General features: G+C 60.8%; 18 protein-coding genes. All 18 read right to left on the reverse strand.

Annotated elements, in window-relative coordinates; translation table 11 throughout:
- Positions 1–107: 107 nt before the first annotated feature.
- Positions 108–659 (reverse strand): rod-binding protein, encoded by a 552-nt coding sequence (locus tag PZN02_RS02740; protein WP_280660105.1) that lies wholly within the window; start codon positions 657–659, stop codon positions 108–110.
- A gap of 227 nt (positions 660–886) precedes the next feature.
- Positions 887–1,279, reverse strand: coding sequence for a hypothetical protein (locus tag PZN02_RS02745; protein WP_280660106.1), 393 nt, complete (start codon positions 1,277–1,279; stop codon positions 887–889).
- A 2-nt stretch (positions 1,280–1,281) separates the two neighbouring features.
- Positions 1,282–2,034: a flagellar biosynthetic protein FliR gene (gene fliR / locus PZN02_RS02750; RefSeq protein ID WP_280660107.1), complete on the reverse strand. Its 753-nt coding sequence runs from the start codon at positions 2,032–2,034 to the stop codon at positions 1,282–1,284.
- Complete coding sequence (gene flhA, locus PZN02_RS02755; RefSeq protein ID WP_280660108.1) at positions 2,031–4,118, reverse strand: flagellar biosynthesis protein FlhA; 2,088 nt, start codon at positions 4,116–4,118, stop codon at positions 2,031–2,033. The genes fliR and flhA overlap by 4 nt, the downstream gene beginning before the upstream one ends.
- 262 nt (positions 4,119–4,380) lie before the next feature.
- Positions 4,381–4,647 (reverse strand): flagellar biosynthesis protein FliQ, encoded by a 267-nt coding sequence (gene fliQ, locus PZN02_RS02760; RefSeq protein WP_136506065.1) that lies wholly within the window; start codon positions 4,645–4,647, stop codon positions 4,381–4,383.
- 7 nt (positions 4,648–4,654) lie between these two features.
- The gene (flgD, locus tag PZN02_RS02765) at positions 4,655–5,071 is read right to left on the reverse strand and encodes a flagellar hook assembly protein FlgD (RefSeq protein ID WP_280660109.1); all 417 of its coding nucleotides are present in this window, start codon (positions 5,069–5,071) and stop codon (positions 4,655–4,657) included.
- Positions 5,062–5,511 (reverse strand): flagellar biosynthesis repressor FlbT, encoded by a 450-nt coding sequence (flbT, locus tag PZN02_RS02770; protein ID WP_136506067.1) that lies wholly within the window; start codon positions 5,509–5,511, stop codon positions 5,062–5,064. Before flbT ends, flgD begins: the two co-directional genes overlap by 10 nt.
- Positions 5,508–5,855, reverse strand: coding sequence for a flagellar biosynthesis regulator FlaF (gene flaF, locus PZN02_RS02775; protein ID WP_153438396.1), 348 nt, complete (start codon positions 5,853–5,855; stop codon positions 5,508–5,510). The genes flbT and flaF overlap by 4 nt, the downstream gene beginning before the upstream one ends.
- A gap of 35 nt (positions 5,856–5,890) precedes the next feature.
- Positions 5,891–6,949 (reverse strand): flagellar hook-associated family protein, encoded by a 1,059-nt coding sequence (locus tag PZN02_RS02780; protein ID WP_280660110.1) that lies wholly within the window; start codon positions 6,947–6,949, stop codon positions 5,891–5,893.
- A gap of 2 nt (positions 6,950–6,951) precedes the next feature.
- A complete protein-coding gene (gene flgK, locus PZN02_RS02785; RefSeq protein WP_280660111.1) occupies positions 6,952–8,409 on the reverse strand; it encodes a flagellar hook-associated protein FlgK in 1,458 nt (485 codons plus the stop codon).
- A 24-nt stretch (positions 8,410–8,433) separates the two neighbouring features.
- The gene (locus tag PZN02_RS02790) at positions 8,434–9,660 is read right to left on the reverse strand and encodes a flagellar hook protein FlgE (protein WP_280660112.1); all 1,227 of its coding nucleotides are present in this window, start codon (positions 9,658–9,660) and stop codon (positions 8,434–8,436) included.
- An 89-nt stretch (positions 9,661–9,749) separates the two neighbouring features.
- A complete protein-coding gene (gene rem / locus PZN02_RS02795) occupies positions 9,750–10,421 on the reverse strand; it encodes a transcriptional activator Rem (protein ID WP_280660113.1) in 672 nt (223 codons plus the stop codon).
- A 271-nt stretch (positions 10,422–10,692) separates the two neighbouring features.
- Positions 10,693–11,259 (reverse strand): transglycosylase SLT domain-containing protein, encoded by a 567-nt coding sequence (locus tag PZN02_RS02800; RefSeq protein WP_425336266.1) that lies wholly within the window; start codon positions 11,257–11,259, stop codon positions 10,693–10,695.
- Positions 11,195–12,697 (reverse strand): flagellar hook-length control protein FliK, encoded by a 1,503-nt coding sequence (locus PZN02_RS02805; protein WP_280660114.1) that lies wholly within the window; start codon positions 12,695–12,697, stop codon positions 11,195–11,197. Before PZN02_RS02805 ends, PZN02_RS02800 begins: the two co-directional genes overlap by 65 nt.
- Positions 12,694–13,998, reverse strand: a complete 1,305-nt coding sequence (gene motC, locus PZN02_RS02810; protein ID WP_280660115.1) for a chemotaxis protein MotC — start codon at positions 13,996–13,998, stop codon at positions 12,694–12,696. The genes PZN02_RS02805 and motC overlap by 4 nt, the downstream gene beginning before the upstream one ends.
- 4 nt (positions 13,999–14,002) lie before the next feature.
- Complete coding sequence (locus PZN02_RS02815; RefSeq protein ID WP_280660116.1) at positions 14,003–15,211, reverse strand: MotB family protein; 1,209 nt, start codon at positions 15,209–15,211, stop codon at positions 14,003–14,005.
- Positions 15,208–15,861 (reverse strand): hypothetical protein, encoded by a 654-nt coding sequence (locus PZN02_RS02820; protein WP_280660117.1) that lies wholly within the window; start codon positions 15,859–15,861, stop codon positions 15,208–15,210. Before PZN02_RS02820 ends, PZN02_RS02815 begins: the two co-directional genes overlap by 4 nt.
- Before the next feature lie 541 nt (positions 15,862–16,402).
- Positions 16,403–17,374, reverse strand: a complete 972-nt coding sequence (locus tag PZN02_RS02825) for a flagellin N-terminal helical domain-containing protein (RefSeq protein ID WP_280660118.1) — start codon at positions 17,372–17,374, stop codon at positions 16,403–16,405.
- Positions 17,375–17,523 lie beyond the last annotated feature (149 nt).

The raw sequence follows: 17,523 nt of genomic DNA on the forward strand, positions 1-17,523 counted from the left end.
CCGCTCTGGAGCAATTCCAGGAAAAGTGCGTAGCGGTTTTCCGTCCGGAATTGCGTAGTTTCAAAGGATTAGAGCTTTCACTGTTTCAATGAAAAACAGTGAAAGCTCTAGGCTTGCTTCTTCTTTTCATCGTTGGTCAAAAAGTCGGCGAGAGCCTTGCGCTCATATTCCTGGACCATGCTCGTCGCGAGGTTATGGCTGTTGCCGTCGACGGATGCATTGACCCGATCGGTCGCATCGCCTCCGACCATCCGGTCGGCAATCCCGATACCGCCGCCTGCGGCAAGAACGTCGCCGATCTGCTCGGCCATCATGCTCTTCCAGACGTCGCCGGATGTGCCCTTGCCAAAGACATTTTCGCTTTCGCTCGGCAGCATCGATTTCACGAAATTCTGCAGCACCATCGCCTCGAATTTCCGATAAGTTTCGGGAATCTTCTTCTGCTCGACCCGGTTGTTGATGTCGCCCAGTCCGGTCGAACCCTCGGAGGGATCGAGAACGGAAACCGCCGCGGCAAAACCATTGCCGTTTTCCGCAAGGCTCGTTGCCTGAAAAGCGGCGCGGTTGGCCTTGAGCCTTGCCTGAGCCTCCTGGATTTCCGCCGGATCGGCCGCGCGGACGACGTCCATCACAAGGTCGCTGGGCGGGGAAATAGCCATGTCAGATCCTCTCGAAGCCGGAGCGCCCGCACATCCCGCGCGGCCGCAAATGTCCCGAACGGGGCTCGCCCCACACCCTTGGAAGGACCGCCCCGATGGCGCACTATCGTCCTTCAACCTTACCGGAAGCTGGCGAAGCGCTACTGCATGATTCCTTAAATCGGAATCGATTTAAGGACAAAATCATGCAGAAACTCAAAGCTCTACAGCGACCTTTGCGCGTCTGCTTAGACGCGCGGCGCTGTAGAGAGATGCTGGTCGATCAGATCGAGGATCGAATTGTCGGCCGCCTCGCGATCCTCGGCGAGCCGGGCATCCTTCATGTGCTCCTCGAACCTATCGCCCTTTGCGCGCTCTCTCAGCATGCGCGCCTCGTGAACCTGCTGGATGCCGAGCAGCATCTGATCCTTCTGAACCAGGCGCCCGAGGTGGGAGGCATAGTGACCCGAGAAGACGCGATGCATCGGGTGCGCCGAACCCATTGCATCGACGACTACGTCGATCGTTTCGGCAAGAACGGCCCGCTGGCGCGCGGTCTCGGTGAACTCGCTTTCCGCCATCCGCTCGAGGTGCCGCTGGACGGCGACAAGGCGCTTTAACTTTTCCGACCGCGTCTTCACGCCTAGCCTCCCTGCATTACCGGCGCGAAGCCATCGGCGAAGAGCCGCAGCATTGCGGCGATCCCGAGATAGAGCAGGAACATGCCGCCCATGATCAGGTAGGGCTGGGAGATGAAATAGACGGGAATCTGCGGAGCAAGCTTGTTCACCATGCCGATCGCGACGTTGAAAAGCAGGCCATAGATCAGGAACGGGCTCGCCAGACGCAGCATGATCATGAAGGTCTGTCCCAACGAATTGGCGAGCGTGATCAGCACGCCTTGCGGATCAAAGCCGCTGCCGATCGGCATCACCCGATAGGATTGCGCGACCGCCTCGATTATCACGTGGTGGAAGTCCAGCATGAACAGGATCATCAGGCCGGCGAAGGTGATCAAGCTGGTGAGCTGGTTTTCGGCCGTATCTTCAAGCACGTCCGCCGTTGGCGGCGGGCTGAACCCCATCAGCATGGTCGCGGCCGTGCCGGCGAACTGCAGGCCAAGCACATAATAACGCGCGACAAGACCGATGACGGCGCCGACTACCGTCTCGGTCGCGATAAGGTAGATGTAGGTGTGGCCCTTTCCGGTAACCTGCGGATAAATGTCGTCCCACATGATCGGCAAAATGGCCATCGAGATCGCAACGGCGATGAACAGCCGTATCTGGACCGGAACCCGCGCGGCTGAAAATCCAGGCATGATCATGACGCAGGCGCCGATCCGGCAAAAGGCTGCAAACAGCGCCAATACCGTGCCCTCGGGGTCGGTGATCATGAAATCGAGCCGATGATCTTGATCTCAAGGCCTTTGGCAAGCTCGACGTGGGAGAGTACGGGTAACGTGGCGAAGAGACGTTCGATGATCATGCGCACATAAGAGCGGGATTCGGGCGAACTTACCAGCACGAAGGGCATGCCGCGATCGAGATGTTCACGGATAACCTTGGTCGCCTGTTCGCTGAATTCCTCCAGGTGCCGGGGATCGATGTCGAATTCGACGATCTCGCCCTTGGCATCGCGCTTGAGCGCCTGATGGAAGACCATGTCCCATTTGTTGCCGAGCCGGAGAACGCGGAGAATGCCGTTGTCGGCGAGGTCGCCGCAGAGCTGTTGCGACATGCGCACGCGCACATGCTCGACGATCTGCTCGGTCTTGCGCACATGCGGCGCAAGCTCCGCGACCGCCTCGAGGATGAGGTGCAGGTTGCGGATCGACACGCGCTCTGCAAGCAGCAGCTTCAACACTGCCTGCAGCCCCGAATAGGACATGTGCGACGTGCAGATCTCATCGGCGAGCTTTCGATATTCCGGATCGAGCCGCTCGATCAGCACCTTCACGTCCTTGTAGGAGAGGAGATGCGGAAGATTGTTGCGGATGACCTCGCTCAAATGGGTCAGCACGACCGAGACGTTGTCGATAGGGTGGAAACCCTCGCGCTTCAGGTCTTCCGTGAAGGTCTCCAGGATCGAGACGGCCGGCATGCCGAAGGCTGGTTCCCTGATCTCGTCGCCGGGCACGCTCGGCCGGCGGCCGCCACCGGTGACCACCAACACTTCGCCGACGCGCACCGTGTTGGACGCGATCGTCGTGCCGTGAATGCGGATATGATAGGCCTTGTCCGGGATCGAGATATCGTCGGAGACCTTGATCTCCGGAACGACGAGGCCGTACTGGCCGGCAAATTTGCGGCGCATCTTGCCAACGCGGAAGGCGAGTTCCTGATGCGCGCCGAGCAGCCGGGTCGAGACCTGCTTGCCGAGTAGAAGTTCGATCTCCGCCGTCTTCAGCACCGACTTGACGGAATCCTTGTCGCTCTCCTTCGCCTGTTGCGCCTTCGTCGCTTCCTGTGCCCGCTTCTCCGCATCGGCAGCAGCGAGCTGCCTCGGGATAACCCAGCCGAGGAAGGCCATGCCGCCGCCGAGAGCCGCGAAGGGAAGGAACGGCAGACCCGGCATCACCGAAAGCAGGATGACGAGACCGGCGGCGACCGTGAGCGCCCGCGGGTAGCCGCTGAGCTGGCCCATAACCGCCTGGTCCGTCGAGCCGGCGGTCCCCCCGCGCGAGACGAGCAGGCCGGCGGCGAGCGAGACGATCAGCGCCGGGATCTGCGAAACCAGGCCGTCGCCGACGGAAAGCTTGACGAAGACGTCTGCCGCCTCGCCGATCGGCATGTCGTGGCGGAGATAGCCGATGATGATGCCGCCGAAGATATTGATCGCGGTAATGATCAGACCGGCGATCGCGTCGCCGCGAACGAATTTCGACGCGCCGTCCATGGCGCCGTAGAAGGAGCTTTCCTCTTCGAGCTCGCGGCGGCGGCGCTGCGCCTCCTTCTCGTCGATCAGGCCGGCAGAAAGATCGGCATCGATCGACATCTGCTTGCCGGGGATTGCGTCGAGGGTGAAGCGGGCGCCGACTTCGGCGATACGGGTCGCACCCTTGGTGATGACGATGAAGTTCACCGTGATCAGGATAAGGAAGACGATTAGACCGATGACGAAATCGCCGGACATGACGAGGCTGGCGAAACCGGAAATGACGCCGCCCGCGGCGCCGTGGCCTTCATGCCCGTGCGAAAGGATGACGCGTGTGGTCGCGATATTCAGCGACAGGCGCGTCATCGTCGAAATCAGCAGAATGGTCGGAAAGGACGAGAAGTCCAGCGGCCGCTGGATCCAAAGCGCGACCATCAGGATCAGCACCGAGAAGGCGATCGAGAACGCCAGGCCCAAATCGATCAGGAACGGCGGAATCGGCAGGAAGAGAATCGACAGGATCGTCACGATCCCGAGCGCAAAGCCGATGTCCCTGCTTTTGGGCGCGAGTTTCGGGATGGTCAGCGTCGCCGGTTGTGCCATGTCTCTTCCGTCTCTTCATGAGAGGCGGGCAGCAGTCCGCAAAAGCTGCCCAAGCTATCGCCGGAGATCTACAGGCCCAAGCTTGCGCGAAGGTGGTACAGGAAGTGGTGTTGATACCCCCTCTGCCCTGCCGGGCATCTCCCCCACAAGGGGGGAGATCGCTGGGGGCACGCAATTGCCCAGAGATAACGCCGCGTCGCCGAGCGCTCGAAGAGGCAGCTCGCGGGGAATCGGCTGCGGCTAATTCGGATCGGGCCTCGCTCTAGAATCCGGACTGGATCCGGGAGAAGATGATGTCGGTGAAGATGGAGATCTGCGCACCGACGAAAGGTGCGGAAACGGCGACGGTGATCATGACGGCCAGGATCTTCGGCACGAAGGTCAGCGTCATTTCCTGGACCTGGGTCAAGGCCTGGATGAACGCAATGACGACGCCGACCACCATGGCGGCGAGGACGGCGGGACCAGAGGCCACGATCACCGTCCAGATCGCAGCCTGCACAATATCAAGGGCGTCCGCCTCGTTCATACGGAAATCACTTCACTTTGACGCCGGGACCGATGACGAGCTCCTTGCCCGTATCCAGAAGGGCGATGATTCCATCGGAGTATAGTTTCACCTCCTTGACGACGCCAGTCGTCTTGCCGTCGGCACTGGTAACAGTCTTGCCGATCACCGCGTCCGCTTCGCTGAGCGAAGTGCGCTGAAGCAGGCTTTCAAGATTCTTGTTGGTCTTGATCGTCTGCTCCACCTGCGAGAACGTCGCGAGCTGCGCTATTTGCTGCGTGGCGTCCATCGGCTCGGTCGGGTCCTGGTTCTTCATCTGCGCCACGAGCAGCTTAAGGAAGCTCTCGTAGTTCAACGCCGCGGCGCTGGCGTCCGCGCCCGACTCCGCCCCCGACACGGTTGGTGTATAGCTGCTCGACGTATTGTTGACGCCGCTTACCGCCATGGTGCGATCTCCTTGCGAATCTGCTCGACCGTTGCCGGCGTGATTTCCTGCGCGTTGAGAATACGATCTTCGATCGGATAGAGCGCCCGGATCGCCTTAAGCGCTTCGAAGGCGCGCCCTTGCGTGACGAGACCGTCGATGCGCTTCAGCTCGGCCAGAACCTCTTCATTCTTGAAGCAGGTCAAAAGCATGACGATCGATTTGCGGAACATCGCCGTCGACTGTTCGGCGCCTTCCGGGTTGATCAGGATCATCTGGGCAATGAAGTAGAGCTGCTTCAGCGGGGTCGTCGCGTCTTCCGGCTGCAGCACGTGGTTTTCCAGGAGGAAGGTGACGTCGTTCAGGAACTCGACCGCGACCTTGCGGTCAACGCGAAGCACCGCGCCGTTTACAAAAATCCTTTCGCCCGATTTCAGCGAGATACGCAGTGTGCTCTTCATTTCAGTCCATCCCTGATGATGGTGGTAATGTCTATGATGCCCTGGAAGTTGGAAGACTCGCGTTTGCGGATCTTCTCCGTCTCGTTCAAGATCCAGATGGCGATCGAAATCAGATTGGCGCGCAGCTCTTCGTTGAGCTGGTTATCCGGCGTGCGCAAATCCTCGATGAAGCGGATCCAGACGCGCCGGGTAAAATAGATCGCCTCGATAGCCTCCCTCGAATACCCTTTCTGCTGTTTCGCCGCTTCCAAAAGCGCGATCGAGCGATCGAGTACCTGCCGTTCGCGATCCTTGGAATCGGCGACGCCGTCCTCCATGATCTCGGCATACGAAAATTGATACATTCAGACATCCTTCATGTTTGTCCGGTTCCTCTCGATCAGAGGAAATTGAGCAAGCTCAACTGCTGAATCCGCGATGTGAGCGTATAAGATGTCTCAAGTTGCGTTTTCAGAAGGTTTATGCGCGTCGACGCCGCCTCCTCGTCGATGCCTTCGATGTCGCCGATATGCGTGGTGACGAGCTTGATCTGAGCCGCCAGGGAGTCGTTTGCCTTCTTCACGCGGGCCTCGGCGACACCGAGTTTGCTGCGCTCCGCGTCGATGCCGGTGATCCCCTGTTCCACGTACTCAAGGGCTGCTTCGCCGATTGCGCTGCGCACTTCCGAAGTGACGCCCTTGTCCATCAGTTCCGAGGCGATAACACTCGCGAGCGCGAACATTCGCACCCCGGTCGTATTGACGTTCGTCGAGCTTTCAATGACCTCGGACGTGCTGATGCGGCTGGTCATGTTCTGGTCCGACGCGTCGGACCAATTGGCATCCCATTGAGCGCCGGTATACATCGGCTCCACGACCGTGGTGATGAAATCCTGCATCTGCGTGACAGAGAACTGGTTCATCGCCGTCAGCGGCGGAACCTGGGCGGCCATGTATGTCGACAGCGCCGTGTTGAACGCAGCCTTGGCAGCCGAGGTCGCCGCCGAATTATAATCCGCGAGCGGCTTCACGTCGGAATTGATGCCGGAAAACAGGAACTCGCCGTTGAACGAGGTATTCGCCGCCGACGTGAAGAGCGAAAGAGCGCTGTCGATTTCGGTCTTCTGAATCGCCAGCTTATCGGCGGAATCGTTGCCCTTGAACGTCACCAGGGTGTCGCGGACCTTTTGTGCGGCGCTCGCCATCGTCTCGAGCGCCTCCTGGGAGGCAGAAAGGCGCTGATTAACGATCGAGTTGGTGCTCGTCAGCGCGTTCATGCGCGTGAGCTCGCGTTGCAGGTTGAGCGAGCGCGAGGTCGTTGCTCCGAGCGTGAGGCCGACATCGGCATGGCGGCCCGTCGTCAGTTCCTTTTGAAGATTGAGCATCTCCGTCTGCTGCTGCTGAATCGTCAGCCGCATGGCGTTTTGTATCGCCAGATTCGAAACGAAGGACGTCTTCATAATTACCTCACGGCTTCGAGTAGGGCCGCCATCATGGCGTCCACGGTACTGACCAGCTTGGCCGATGCTTTGTAGGATTGCTCCAGGTCGAGCAGCAGGGACAATTCTTCGTCGATGCTGACGCCGGTTTCCTTGCTGAGCGCCTCCTGCGTGCGGGCGAGAAGCGCCGACTTGTTGTCGCTGGCGGTCGAAGCGGTGCTGCGCAGCTGCTCCAGCCAGCCGATCGACGATGTCGCGAAATCGAGGATCGAGCTGCTTCCGTCGAGGTCTGTTGCGGGGTCGAAGGCCATGTCCTCACCCATGGCGTCGATGAAGCCTGCGAGCAGGGCGGTGTAGCCCGCATCGGGTGTTGCAGCGCCGCCCGGATTGGACACGACACCATTGAAGCCACCATCGCGCAGCAGCATCGGATTGGCTTTTGCCAAGGGGTTGACGGCGAGCGTCGCAGCAAGGCCGGGAACGACCGTGCCCGCCGGCGGGACCGTGCCACCTGCCCAAGTGAAGAGCCCGGGTGCATACGGGATCGGCGGCACGCCGGACGGATTGCCTTCCTGGAACAGTGTCACCAGACCGCGGGCGATTTCGTCGAGCTGCGACTGAAATTTTGGCGCAACGTCATCGCGCAATTGAAGCAAACTCGCCAGCTTGCCTTCGGCCGTCGTGTTGGCCCCGGAACCCGCAGCAACCGGTACACCGTCGACATAGATCCTGTTGCCGGTGATCGTTGCGTCGTAGGCTGCTTTCGGAGCAAAGGTGACAGCTCGAGGCATGGTCTCGAAGAGCACCGTGCCATCCGTCGTGTAAATCACCGTGTCGTTGTTGGCTCTCGTCACGGTCGAGATGCCGATGATCTCCGACACCTGCTTCAGTATCTTGTCGCGTTGGTCGAGGGCTTCGCTCGCGTCCTGCCCCTGGGCGGTTGCCGACTTGACGGCATTGTTCGCCTTTTCGAAATCGGCGAGAAGGCTGTTCAGCTTCTCGACCTCGATTGCGATCTCCTTGTCGGCATCGGCGCGCAGGCTCTGAACAGCCTTTGCCGTCGTGCTTATCGAATTGGCCAGATCGCCGGCATCCGATACAGCTAAAGCGGCCATGGAAGGATTGCCGGGTGTCGATGCGAATGTCTGCAGGCTGTCCCGGAACGCCGCCAGGAATTTCGCCGGCGACGTTTCGTAGTCGTTGCCGCCGAGCGACGACTTCAATAGCTCGAGGCCGGAGAGCAGGCGGCCCTGGCCCGAGGCCTGGCCGATGCTGGCGATGCTCTGCTTGAGCAACGCCTCGTTCTGTGCCCGATAGATCGAGACGACCTGCGCGCCGTTCGGCGTCGAGCCCAGCATCGCCATCCGACGCGAATAGTCCGCGTTGCCCGCATTCGCGATGTTCTTCGACACGATGGCAGTCTGTGCCGCCGTGGTGTTGAAAGCGGATTGCGCGATTGTGATTGCGGTGGACAGCGACATAACGCGGACCGTCTCTCTTTTCGATTACCGTTTCAGGTTGACCAGCACGTCGAGCAGTTCCGACCCGGTCTGGAAGACCTTGGAGTTGGCCGTGTAGTTGCGCTGGGATTCGATCATCGCCGTCAGTTCTTCGGCGATATCGACATTCGAGCTTTCAAGCGCGCCCGAAAGAATGTTCCCGAAGTTACCAGAGCCGGCGAAACCGGTGATGATGACGCCGGAATCGACACCCTGCGAATAGACGTTGCCGGACTCTGGCAGCAGCTTGTCCGGGCTCTGCACATTGGCAAGCGCGATGCGATAACGCGGGTCGAGTTCGCCGCTCTCGTATTTGACGTAGACGATGCCATCGGCATCGATTTGGAAGCCGGCAACCTTGCTCGGCGCGTTGCCGTCTATGTCACCACCGTCGGAGCTGAAGTCGGAACCGAGCTGCGTGGTTTTGCTGAGGTCGATGGTGAGCGCGGCGAGGTTTGCGCCGGTCCCGGGCAGGCCCGTCATTGCCGAGGTCGTAACCGTTGCCGGAGAAGTCGTCAGCACCCCGCTTGCATTGAAGGTTAAGGCCTTGGTTCCGAGCACGCCGGTGACGGGCGGACCGGCCGTATAGGTGGCACGGTCGCGGATTTCCACCGACCAGCTGTTTGCTGCGGTTTTGGTGTATACAAAGTCGAGAAGGCGGGAGTTACCCTGGCTGTCAAAGACCACAAGCGATGTGGGATGCGTAGCGCCTACGGCCGCCCCTGATGGAAGATTTCCACCCATCTCGCCCTTGGTCGAACCTTTGGCGACCAGCCCTTCGGAGCTGAGATTCACCTTGGTCAGACCGTCGAACCCGTTGACGACAACCGTCGGATCGACCCCGGCCTGGTATTCGTAACCCATCAGCGTGAAGCCGCCGTTGACGAGATTGCCTTCTCTGTCCGGTTCGAAGGCGCCGGCGCGTGTCAGGTATTCCTGACCATTGGTACCCTGAACAATGAAGAAGCCGCCGCCGTCGATGGCAAGATCGCTGCCGGATGTCGTGTAGGTTGTCGCACCCTGCTCGGAGATGCTGTATCGAACCTGGGTCTGCACGCCGCCGGAGTTGTAGGCACCATTGCTCGACGGCAGGATCATCGACGAGAATTCCGTCGATGCGCGTTTGTAGCCGGTCGTGTTGGCGTTCGCGATGTTCTCCGCGACTGTGCTGAGTCGATTCGATTGGGCGTTCATGCCTGAAACGCCGGTTCTCATGGTACCGTAGAGACTCATATCGGATCCTCAATTCCTCGTTGCGGCGACACTAGGAGCCGGGCCTTGCGTGAACCTGTCTTGAGGTGGCCCGGCCCAGCGCCCGGCACTCAATTCCAGTCGATGCAGTAGCCAAGGAAACGCTTGGAATCGATCGGGTCGAAACCGAGCTTCTTGCGCAGCTTCTTGCGCAGTTTGCTGATGTGGCTTTCGACGACGTTCTCCTCGACGTCCTCGTCGAAGATGCCGTAGATCGCGTTGAAGATCTGGGACTTCGACACGCGGCGGCCGCGGTTGGCGACCAGGTATTCGAGAATGCGCCGCTCGCGCCGCGGCAGGGCGAAGACCTCGCCATTGATTTCCGGATCGCGGCCGTCGGCGAAAACGCGGATCGCTCCGATATCGGTATAGTTGGTGATGGCCTTGAGGCGCCGGCGGATCGCGGCAACCCGAGCGAGGATCTCGCGCGGGTGCACCGGCTTGCGTACGACGTCGTCGACACCGCAGTCGAACAACGCCAGGGTGTTTTCGAGCGAAGGTGTGTCGCTCATCGCGATCACCGGTGCCATCGACCGGTCACGGATCGCGCGCGGCAGGCTGAATGCGCTGTCGCCCTGCCCGATCAGAAACGCCTCGACCGCATCGATATCCGAGTCCGCAGCCGTGTTTACCCACTCGCCGAATTCCCTCGGATCAAAACCCGTCGAGGGAATACCTTCGCGCCCGAACAAGGACGTGTAGCCATCCTTTACGAGCTCTCTATCGTCAACCACCACGATCATTCGTCCGCCTCCGAATCAATATGGGTGCCTCGTTGATAAAGAGGTACGAATCGAGGGATTCACGAACAACTAGAGGAAGTTAATGGGAGATTTTAATAATTGATTAGGGATTGCGTGCCGATTTGATCTATATCTAGTGGGTACTCGTTAATCATGACACTAAAATCGTGTGGAAAAGTTAACAACACGCAACGAATCCACTTGCCATCATAATCCGCCCGCATTGTCGCCACAATGTGGCCGCGGATCGAAAAGTGCAATTTTAGGTTGATTATTGGCAGAACTGCGTGGCGTTCGGCGTCCACTTGCCGTAGCCCGTCGCGACGAGATTCGCGATCACGCGGCAGACGTATTTCTTCTGTGCCGGGTCGTTGTTCGGGCCGGCATGATAACGCGCGACAGCCATCGTCCAGCTCTCGTGCTTCGCGCGCAGATTGGACAGGAAGCGCGCGGCATATTCGACATTCTTGCGCGGATCAAGCATTTCCTCCGGCGAACGGAAATTCTCGCCATGGAAGTAATAGTTGATCTGCATGCAGCCGAGATCGATAAGCTTGGCCCCTTGCGCGCGGGCCGTACCGAAGCGGAGCAAAACGTCCTGCGCGCTGGTGCCGAAATAGGCCTTGCCCTCGATGTTCATAGCGTAAGGCTGGAGAGATCCTTTGCGGCCGGTCTCGGTCAAGCCGACGGAATAGAGAATTCCCGTCGGGATGCCGTATTTCGAAGCGGCTGAAATGATCTCGCGCTCGCAGACGCCGGCGCTTGCCCAGGCGCTACATGTAGATGTCGCCAGCACGAGTGCGCTCAGCGTCAACCGGCGCATCATCCAGTCCGTCATTGCCCGCCCACCTTTCCGCCGATGCTTGCGCACCATCCTGTCTCTGGCGCTCCTGCCCGCTCCCCTCGCCTGCGTGTTCACGCCCCTGCTGACCGGGCGCGGTTTGCGCCTGCTGCTGCGCACCACCGCCAGAAGACCCGTCCCCGCCGCCATTGAACACGATATTGACCTGGTCGACCGCAAAGCCTTGTGCGCGCAACGCTTTCACCATCTCGCCCTGATCGTCGCGCAACTGCCGGAACGCCTCGCCGGACTCCACCTTCAGATCGACCTGCAGCTCGTCGTCCTTCAACCGCAAGGTTGCCGTCACCATGCCAAGCTCGATCGGATGCAGCTGGATCTTGAGTGTGTTGAGCGTCTTGCCGACTTGGCCCGAAGGGTCGGATTGCGCCAAGGCGGTGCTTGATTGCATCATCTGCGCCCACCCGCCATCGCCCGCAATCGCGCCAGCCACAGACGCGGCGTTGGTGTTCATGGCCAAGCCGAGATAACGGCGCGCTTCCAGGACAGTGACGTTTTCCGCTTTGGACGTGGTGGCCGGCTTGCCGTTATCGACGACGGCCTTCTCTCCGTCCTTCGAAATGGTCATCGTCACGGCCTGGCCTTTGCCATCGGCACGCGCAAACCGGAAGAGTTGATCGGACTCGGACGCCTCATTCTCGACAGCCAGACCTTCATCCGGAACAATGTCGGCCGCGCCCTCGCCTTTAATTCGGGCCGTGTTGCCCGCAACGTTGCGTTCGCCGGGCGCTCGGTCCGTCTTACCTTCCGGCTGCTGCAGAGCAGCGGTTATCACGGCGGCCGCACCGAGCATCGTCAGCAAGTCGTCGACGGTTCCTTTCGCGGGCTCGGTCGAGCCGGAAGCACCCTCCTGTCCGGCACCCGTCGGCGCCTCATCCAAGGCCGCGCCTTCCGCCATCGCCTGCCCACGTGTGAGAGCAGCAACCTTTTGCGCGAGTGCATCCGTGTCCTGCTCGCCGCCACCGGCTCGATCATTGCCCGATGGCACCCGTTCCCTGCCCGCCAGCTGAAGCCGCTTCATCGCGTGCTCGCGAACGGAGAGGGTGTCGGATGACCGTCGATTGTCCGCCGCAATCACATCTTCCCCTCCGCCATTGCCGAGATCCTGCAACGACCTCGCGCCCCAGTTGCCCTCTAATCCCTCGCGTCCGATCGAGACGCGATTCTCGCTGGCGCCGGCTGCTGTGACTTCAGCGGACGACCGCTGCGATCCATCCGCTGATGAACCGTCTGTCGGCTGATTGGCATCGCCGGAGGCCGCGCCTTGCCCCTGCGTCTTCTGCCGGCCGGCATCGGCAACGACGTCCTCGAAGGCGCGAGCCCCGTCCCCGAGCTGCTCTCTTCCGCCCTGCCGCGATCCCGGCTTGCCTGTCGCCGCTGGGACTGCGCTACGCAAACTCTCTTCGAGAGGCCTCATAGTCCTTCCTCCTTCAGGAGAGCATCGATCTCGGCGATCTTCGAGCGACCGTTGGTGAGGAACCCGTCGTGTGCCGGGTCCGCAGACGGGGGCGTGCCCGTCCTCGTTTTGCCGCCTTCGCTCGACTGACCCGATGCCTCAGCCGTCTCGCCGAATGGGCTCATCCCGCTTCCCGTCTCCCCGGACACAGCCTGGCCCTCTTCCGCGGCGATTCCGTCCGGTGTAGGCGCTGACGCTTGCGTGGAGCTTTCATCCTTCGGTAGTTGCACGACCGCGTCCGCAATCGCCTTGGCCGCATCGCGGAGCGCCCGGTCGCGCGGGGACAGTTTTTCATCGGGAATGGCATTGATGGTCTCAGTGGCCGCGAGCACGTCCGCTGAGGGCACCGCGGCGAGCCCCTCATAAAAGCTCGCGAGTACCTGCGACTGTGAAGTGCCCCCGCCGGCGAGACCTTCGGCCCGTTTCGAGGCGAGCCGTGCTAGGGCCTGGTTGCCGCCGATCGCCGCACGCCGCGCAACACGAAGATAGACCTCGCGCTGGCGCGGTTGATCCATGAAGGCCAGAACTTCGGAGATCTTCTGCTCGGCGACTTCGTCGAAATGTGCAACCGCGAGTTCGACGAAGACGTCCGCGAACTGGCTTGCATAAGGCGACGTCAGGTAACGGCGCGCATAGCTCAGAGCGTAGCGAAACCCTTTATCGGGTTCGTTCGCCTTCGCTGCCAGCAAGACGGAGCGGCGCAGCGCCGCCTCCTCGATGATCGTGCCCGGCGCAGTCAGACGGGCCCAGTCGTAATATTTCATCGCAGCCAAGGGGTCCTGCTGCGAGGTCGCGTTCCCTAGGATCAGGAAAAGATAGGGGCCGATGCGGGCGTTCTCGTATTCTGGCACAGCCTTGGAAAGGGTTTCGACGATGAGCGCGCCCTTGCCGCTCAGATATTGCCGCAACGCTTCCGTTACCCTGCTATCGAAATTGCCGTCGACGTCGCGGTCGGCCAGATAGTCGAGCGTGTCGGGGTTGCCGCCGCTCATAACATAAACGAGCGCCGCATCGACGTTGCGCGGATCGCGGAAGGCCGACTGCTCGACGGCTCTCAGCCGTTTGTCGATCGCGCCCAGCATGAAGCGCTGCATCTCGATTGCGGAATGATCGCCGAGAACCACCGAATCCTGAACATATTGCAGCGACCTTATCATCTTGAAGGGCGCGAGCTCTTCCGCGGCACCCGCCCGGGCAAGCCCGACGGCAAGCGGGAGGGCCAGAACTGACGTCAGGAGGATGGCGTGCAGCCGCTTCAGCATCCGATCAACCCTGTCCCGACTGCAACAGGATTTCGATGCGCCGGTTGCCGGGGGCATAGGGATCGCTCGGGACCTGGAGGCGCCGATCCGCGAATCCGCTGATCTGGCTGACACGCTCTTCCTTCAGGCCGCCGCGGACGAGCATGTAATAGGCGCTCTGCGCACGCGCCGCCGAGAGGCGCCAATTGTCATAGGTGCCATCCTTGAACGGCCGTCCGTCCGTGTGGCCGCGGATCGCCACAGCACCCTTGCGCGCTGCGAGCAGCCGGCCGATTTTTTCCATGGCGAGCACGAGTTCCTTCTGCGGCACGGCGGAGCCGACCGCGAACATCGGCGCGTCCGTCTGCTCGCTGATGGTCACCAGAAGACCGCCCTCGCTAGGGGTCACCAGCAGCCCCTCGATGAGCCGCCCGGCATTTCCGCCGAGCTCCTTCTTGATTTCGGCCTTAAGCGCGTCTGCCTCTTTCTGCTGATCTTTTTCGGCGGTTTCAGGCTTGGACGCGTCAGCGCTCGCCGCCGTCTGGTCCTCGATTTTGGCCGGCAGCGTGCCGTCGGCGGCAGGCTTTTGCTCAGATGTCCCCTGCTGCGCGGGGTTCGTCGCGGCTGCCACGTCGCTTACCGCGGCATTGCCGGCCTCCTTGATCTCGACCTGCTTGGTCCAGAAGTCCGGATCGAAGGGATCGCGGTAGGCTTCGCCGCCTTCGGCACCCGTCGCCGGACCCGACTGGGCGGCGCCGCCATCGCCCTTGATGCTGATATTGGCCTGCTGGCCGACTTCCCTGGCGATCTCGGAAAGAACCGAATAGGGGTTCTCGAAGAAATCGGCGTCGGAGTATTTTGTTTCCTCGCCGGAGGTCGCAGTCAGCTGATCGCCTTTCTTGGCGGCGCCGCCGGTTTTCGCTTGCTCACCATCGGTCTTCGACCGCTGCTGCGTCTGCTCGCCCTGAGCGTCCTTGGCGGGATCCTTGAGCCCCTTCTCGGAGGGCTTCTGGTCTGTGAGTTGCACCGGGTTGAAATAGGAAGCGATGGCCGCCTTCGTCTCTTCGTTCGCGGCATTGATCAGCCACATCACAAGAAAGAAGGCCATCATTGCTGTCATGAAGTCGGCATAGGCGATCTTCCACGAGCCGCCGTGATGCTCGCCATGACCATCCGAGGAACGCTTGACGATGATGATTTCGTTTTTGCCGTTATGATGGCTTTCGTCACTCATGCCAGAACTTTCCGGACGGTATCGGACCAGGCGGCCATTCTGGTCACCAGTACGGCGTCACCCATTTCGACCGCGAGATCGATTTCGTTGGTTTCGATATGGCGGAAAAGCGTTGTGTGATCCGGCAAATGCCGCTTCAGCGCCTCGAAAAGGGGCAGCGGCCCCCTGACCGTGATCACGCATCCCTCGCCAGAGCCAAGTCCCTGTCTGACCATCTGCGCCAGATCTTCGATGGCGCGCTTCAGCAATGCCTCTTCCATGACCGGCGCAAGCACGCGCGCCGTCTGGTCACCGAGGCCGAGGGCGAGGCGATCGGTCATTTCCGCGATCTTGCTTGCCAGTCTGCCGGCAACCTCCTCTTCGAGGTGCCGCGTCAATGCTTCCATTTCCTCTGCGTGGCGCGCCTTGAGTTCGGCGATCTCTCTTTCATGCTCGAAGACGAGTTCGGCGGTGGCTTCGGCGCGACCTTGGGCGAAGGCATTGCGCCGCTCGGCATCGATGTCGATCTCCGGCATGGCGGGCCTCGCACCGGGACGATCCACGCCTGGAAAGTCGGTGTCGACGTCCGGAAAATATTTCGGCGGCATCCTCGACAATTCGATCTTCGGCGCGCTGAAATCCTTGAGGTACCGGGAAAGCTGCGCGCTCATCGGCGCGCCTCCGATGGTCGCGCGGCAGACGTCGGCATGATCCGCCCGTCCCTCGCACGCGGCCTCACGGCCCGGAAATCCAAAGAGCCTGACACGTTTTCAATGTCTCCCTCGGGTCCCGACCGCCCGAGACAGCGACAGGACCCAACATTCTCGATGTGCAGCGGCCCTTTGCGAAAGCGGAGCTGGCAAAAACCGGTGCAAGCGGCGGCGCAAAACTCATCTTGGCCGACAGTCCGACAAGACTGCGATGGGAGGCTATTCGGTCAAACTTGCGCGAAAATGGTTGGACCGCGCCAGGGCAAGTAGCGCGGTCCAACTGTTTCCGCAAGATGCCGATGACCGGCGGCACGGCGGAACGCGACGCCGCCTGCTTTCGAGCAAGCGGACTACAGCGCCGCGCGTTCAAATGAACGCGTAAAGGACGCTCTAGAACTTTGAATCTAGAGCATCTTTTCTGCTTTCAGTGATTCCGCTTGAAAGCAGGATGCTCTAGGAGCGACGACGGCAATTTGCGCCGTCGCGCGAGTGACACCAGCGTTTACTGCTGGAAGAGGCGCAGGATGTTCTCGGAATTGGTGTTGGCGATCGACAGGGCCTGGATGCCGAGCTGCTGCTGCGTCTGCAGAGCCTTGAGCCGCGTCGATTCCTCGTTCATGTCGGCATCGACCAAACGTCCGACGCCTTTGTCGATCACATCCATCAGGTTCGCAACGAAGCTTTCCTGCATGTCGATGCGGGTGGTGATCGCTCCGAGCGTGGAGGCGGAATCGGTGAGCTTGCTCAACATCTTGTCGACAACGCGGATCATATCGTCCAGCTGCGCGCTGGTCGTCGCAGTGGTCAGCTTGATCTCGGTGCTGCCGGCGACAGGCGTGGCCGGAGGCGCGACGATGAGGTGAAAAAGCCGCGCCGTGCCCGACGGCGTCGCCTGCAATTGATCGGCGTCATAGCTGTTGGTCAGCAGGCCGCGGGTCGCATTCGCCGTGTCGATCAACATCGACTGTGCCGTGTCGAAGTCGAGCGTCGTCACGGAAACGTTGCCGTTGCCGCTGCGGTTGAAGGACGCGACGATCGATTTGGTTCCGACGGCGGCCGCGTTGGAATTGTAAAGCCAGTTCTCGCCGGAGAACGATGCGGACTGCGCGGCGGATACGAGCTGGTTCTTGAGCTCGGCGATTTCCTTGTCGATCTTCAGCTTATCAACGCCCGGCTCGCGCGCGGCAACGAGCTTCGCCTTGATCTCGCTGATAACGTCGATCGAAGCGTCCATGGCGGCATAAGCCGTATCGACCTTGGCGGCGCCGAGGCCAAGTGCGTCCTGAACGGTGGAAAGGGCCGCATTGTCGGACCGCATGGTCGTTGCGATCGACCAGTAAGCGGCATTGTCCCCGGCGGTCTGAACGCGATAGCCGGAGGAAATCCGATTCTGCACCTCGGCCATGTTGTTGTTGATCGAGCGCAATGTCTGGAGCGCCGCCATGGCGGCGGCATTGGTCATGATACTGGTCATAGATCGTTTGCCCTGAATGATTTTTTCAGAAACATTCCGGAGTGCACCGGCAGCGACGGGACCAGCGTCATGCGAACCGTCTCTGATTTGCCCTGAGAGACGGCCCTTCGCTCTTAACGAAGATGTAACGATTTGATGGTTAACAAATC

Source organism: Sinorhizobium garamanticum (assembly GCF_029892065.1).
In the GTDB taxonomy this organism is placed as follows: Bacteria; Pseudomonadota; Alphaproteobacteria; order Rhizobiales; family Rhizobiaceae; genus Sinorhizobium; species Sinorhizobium garamanticum.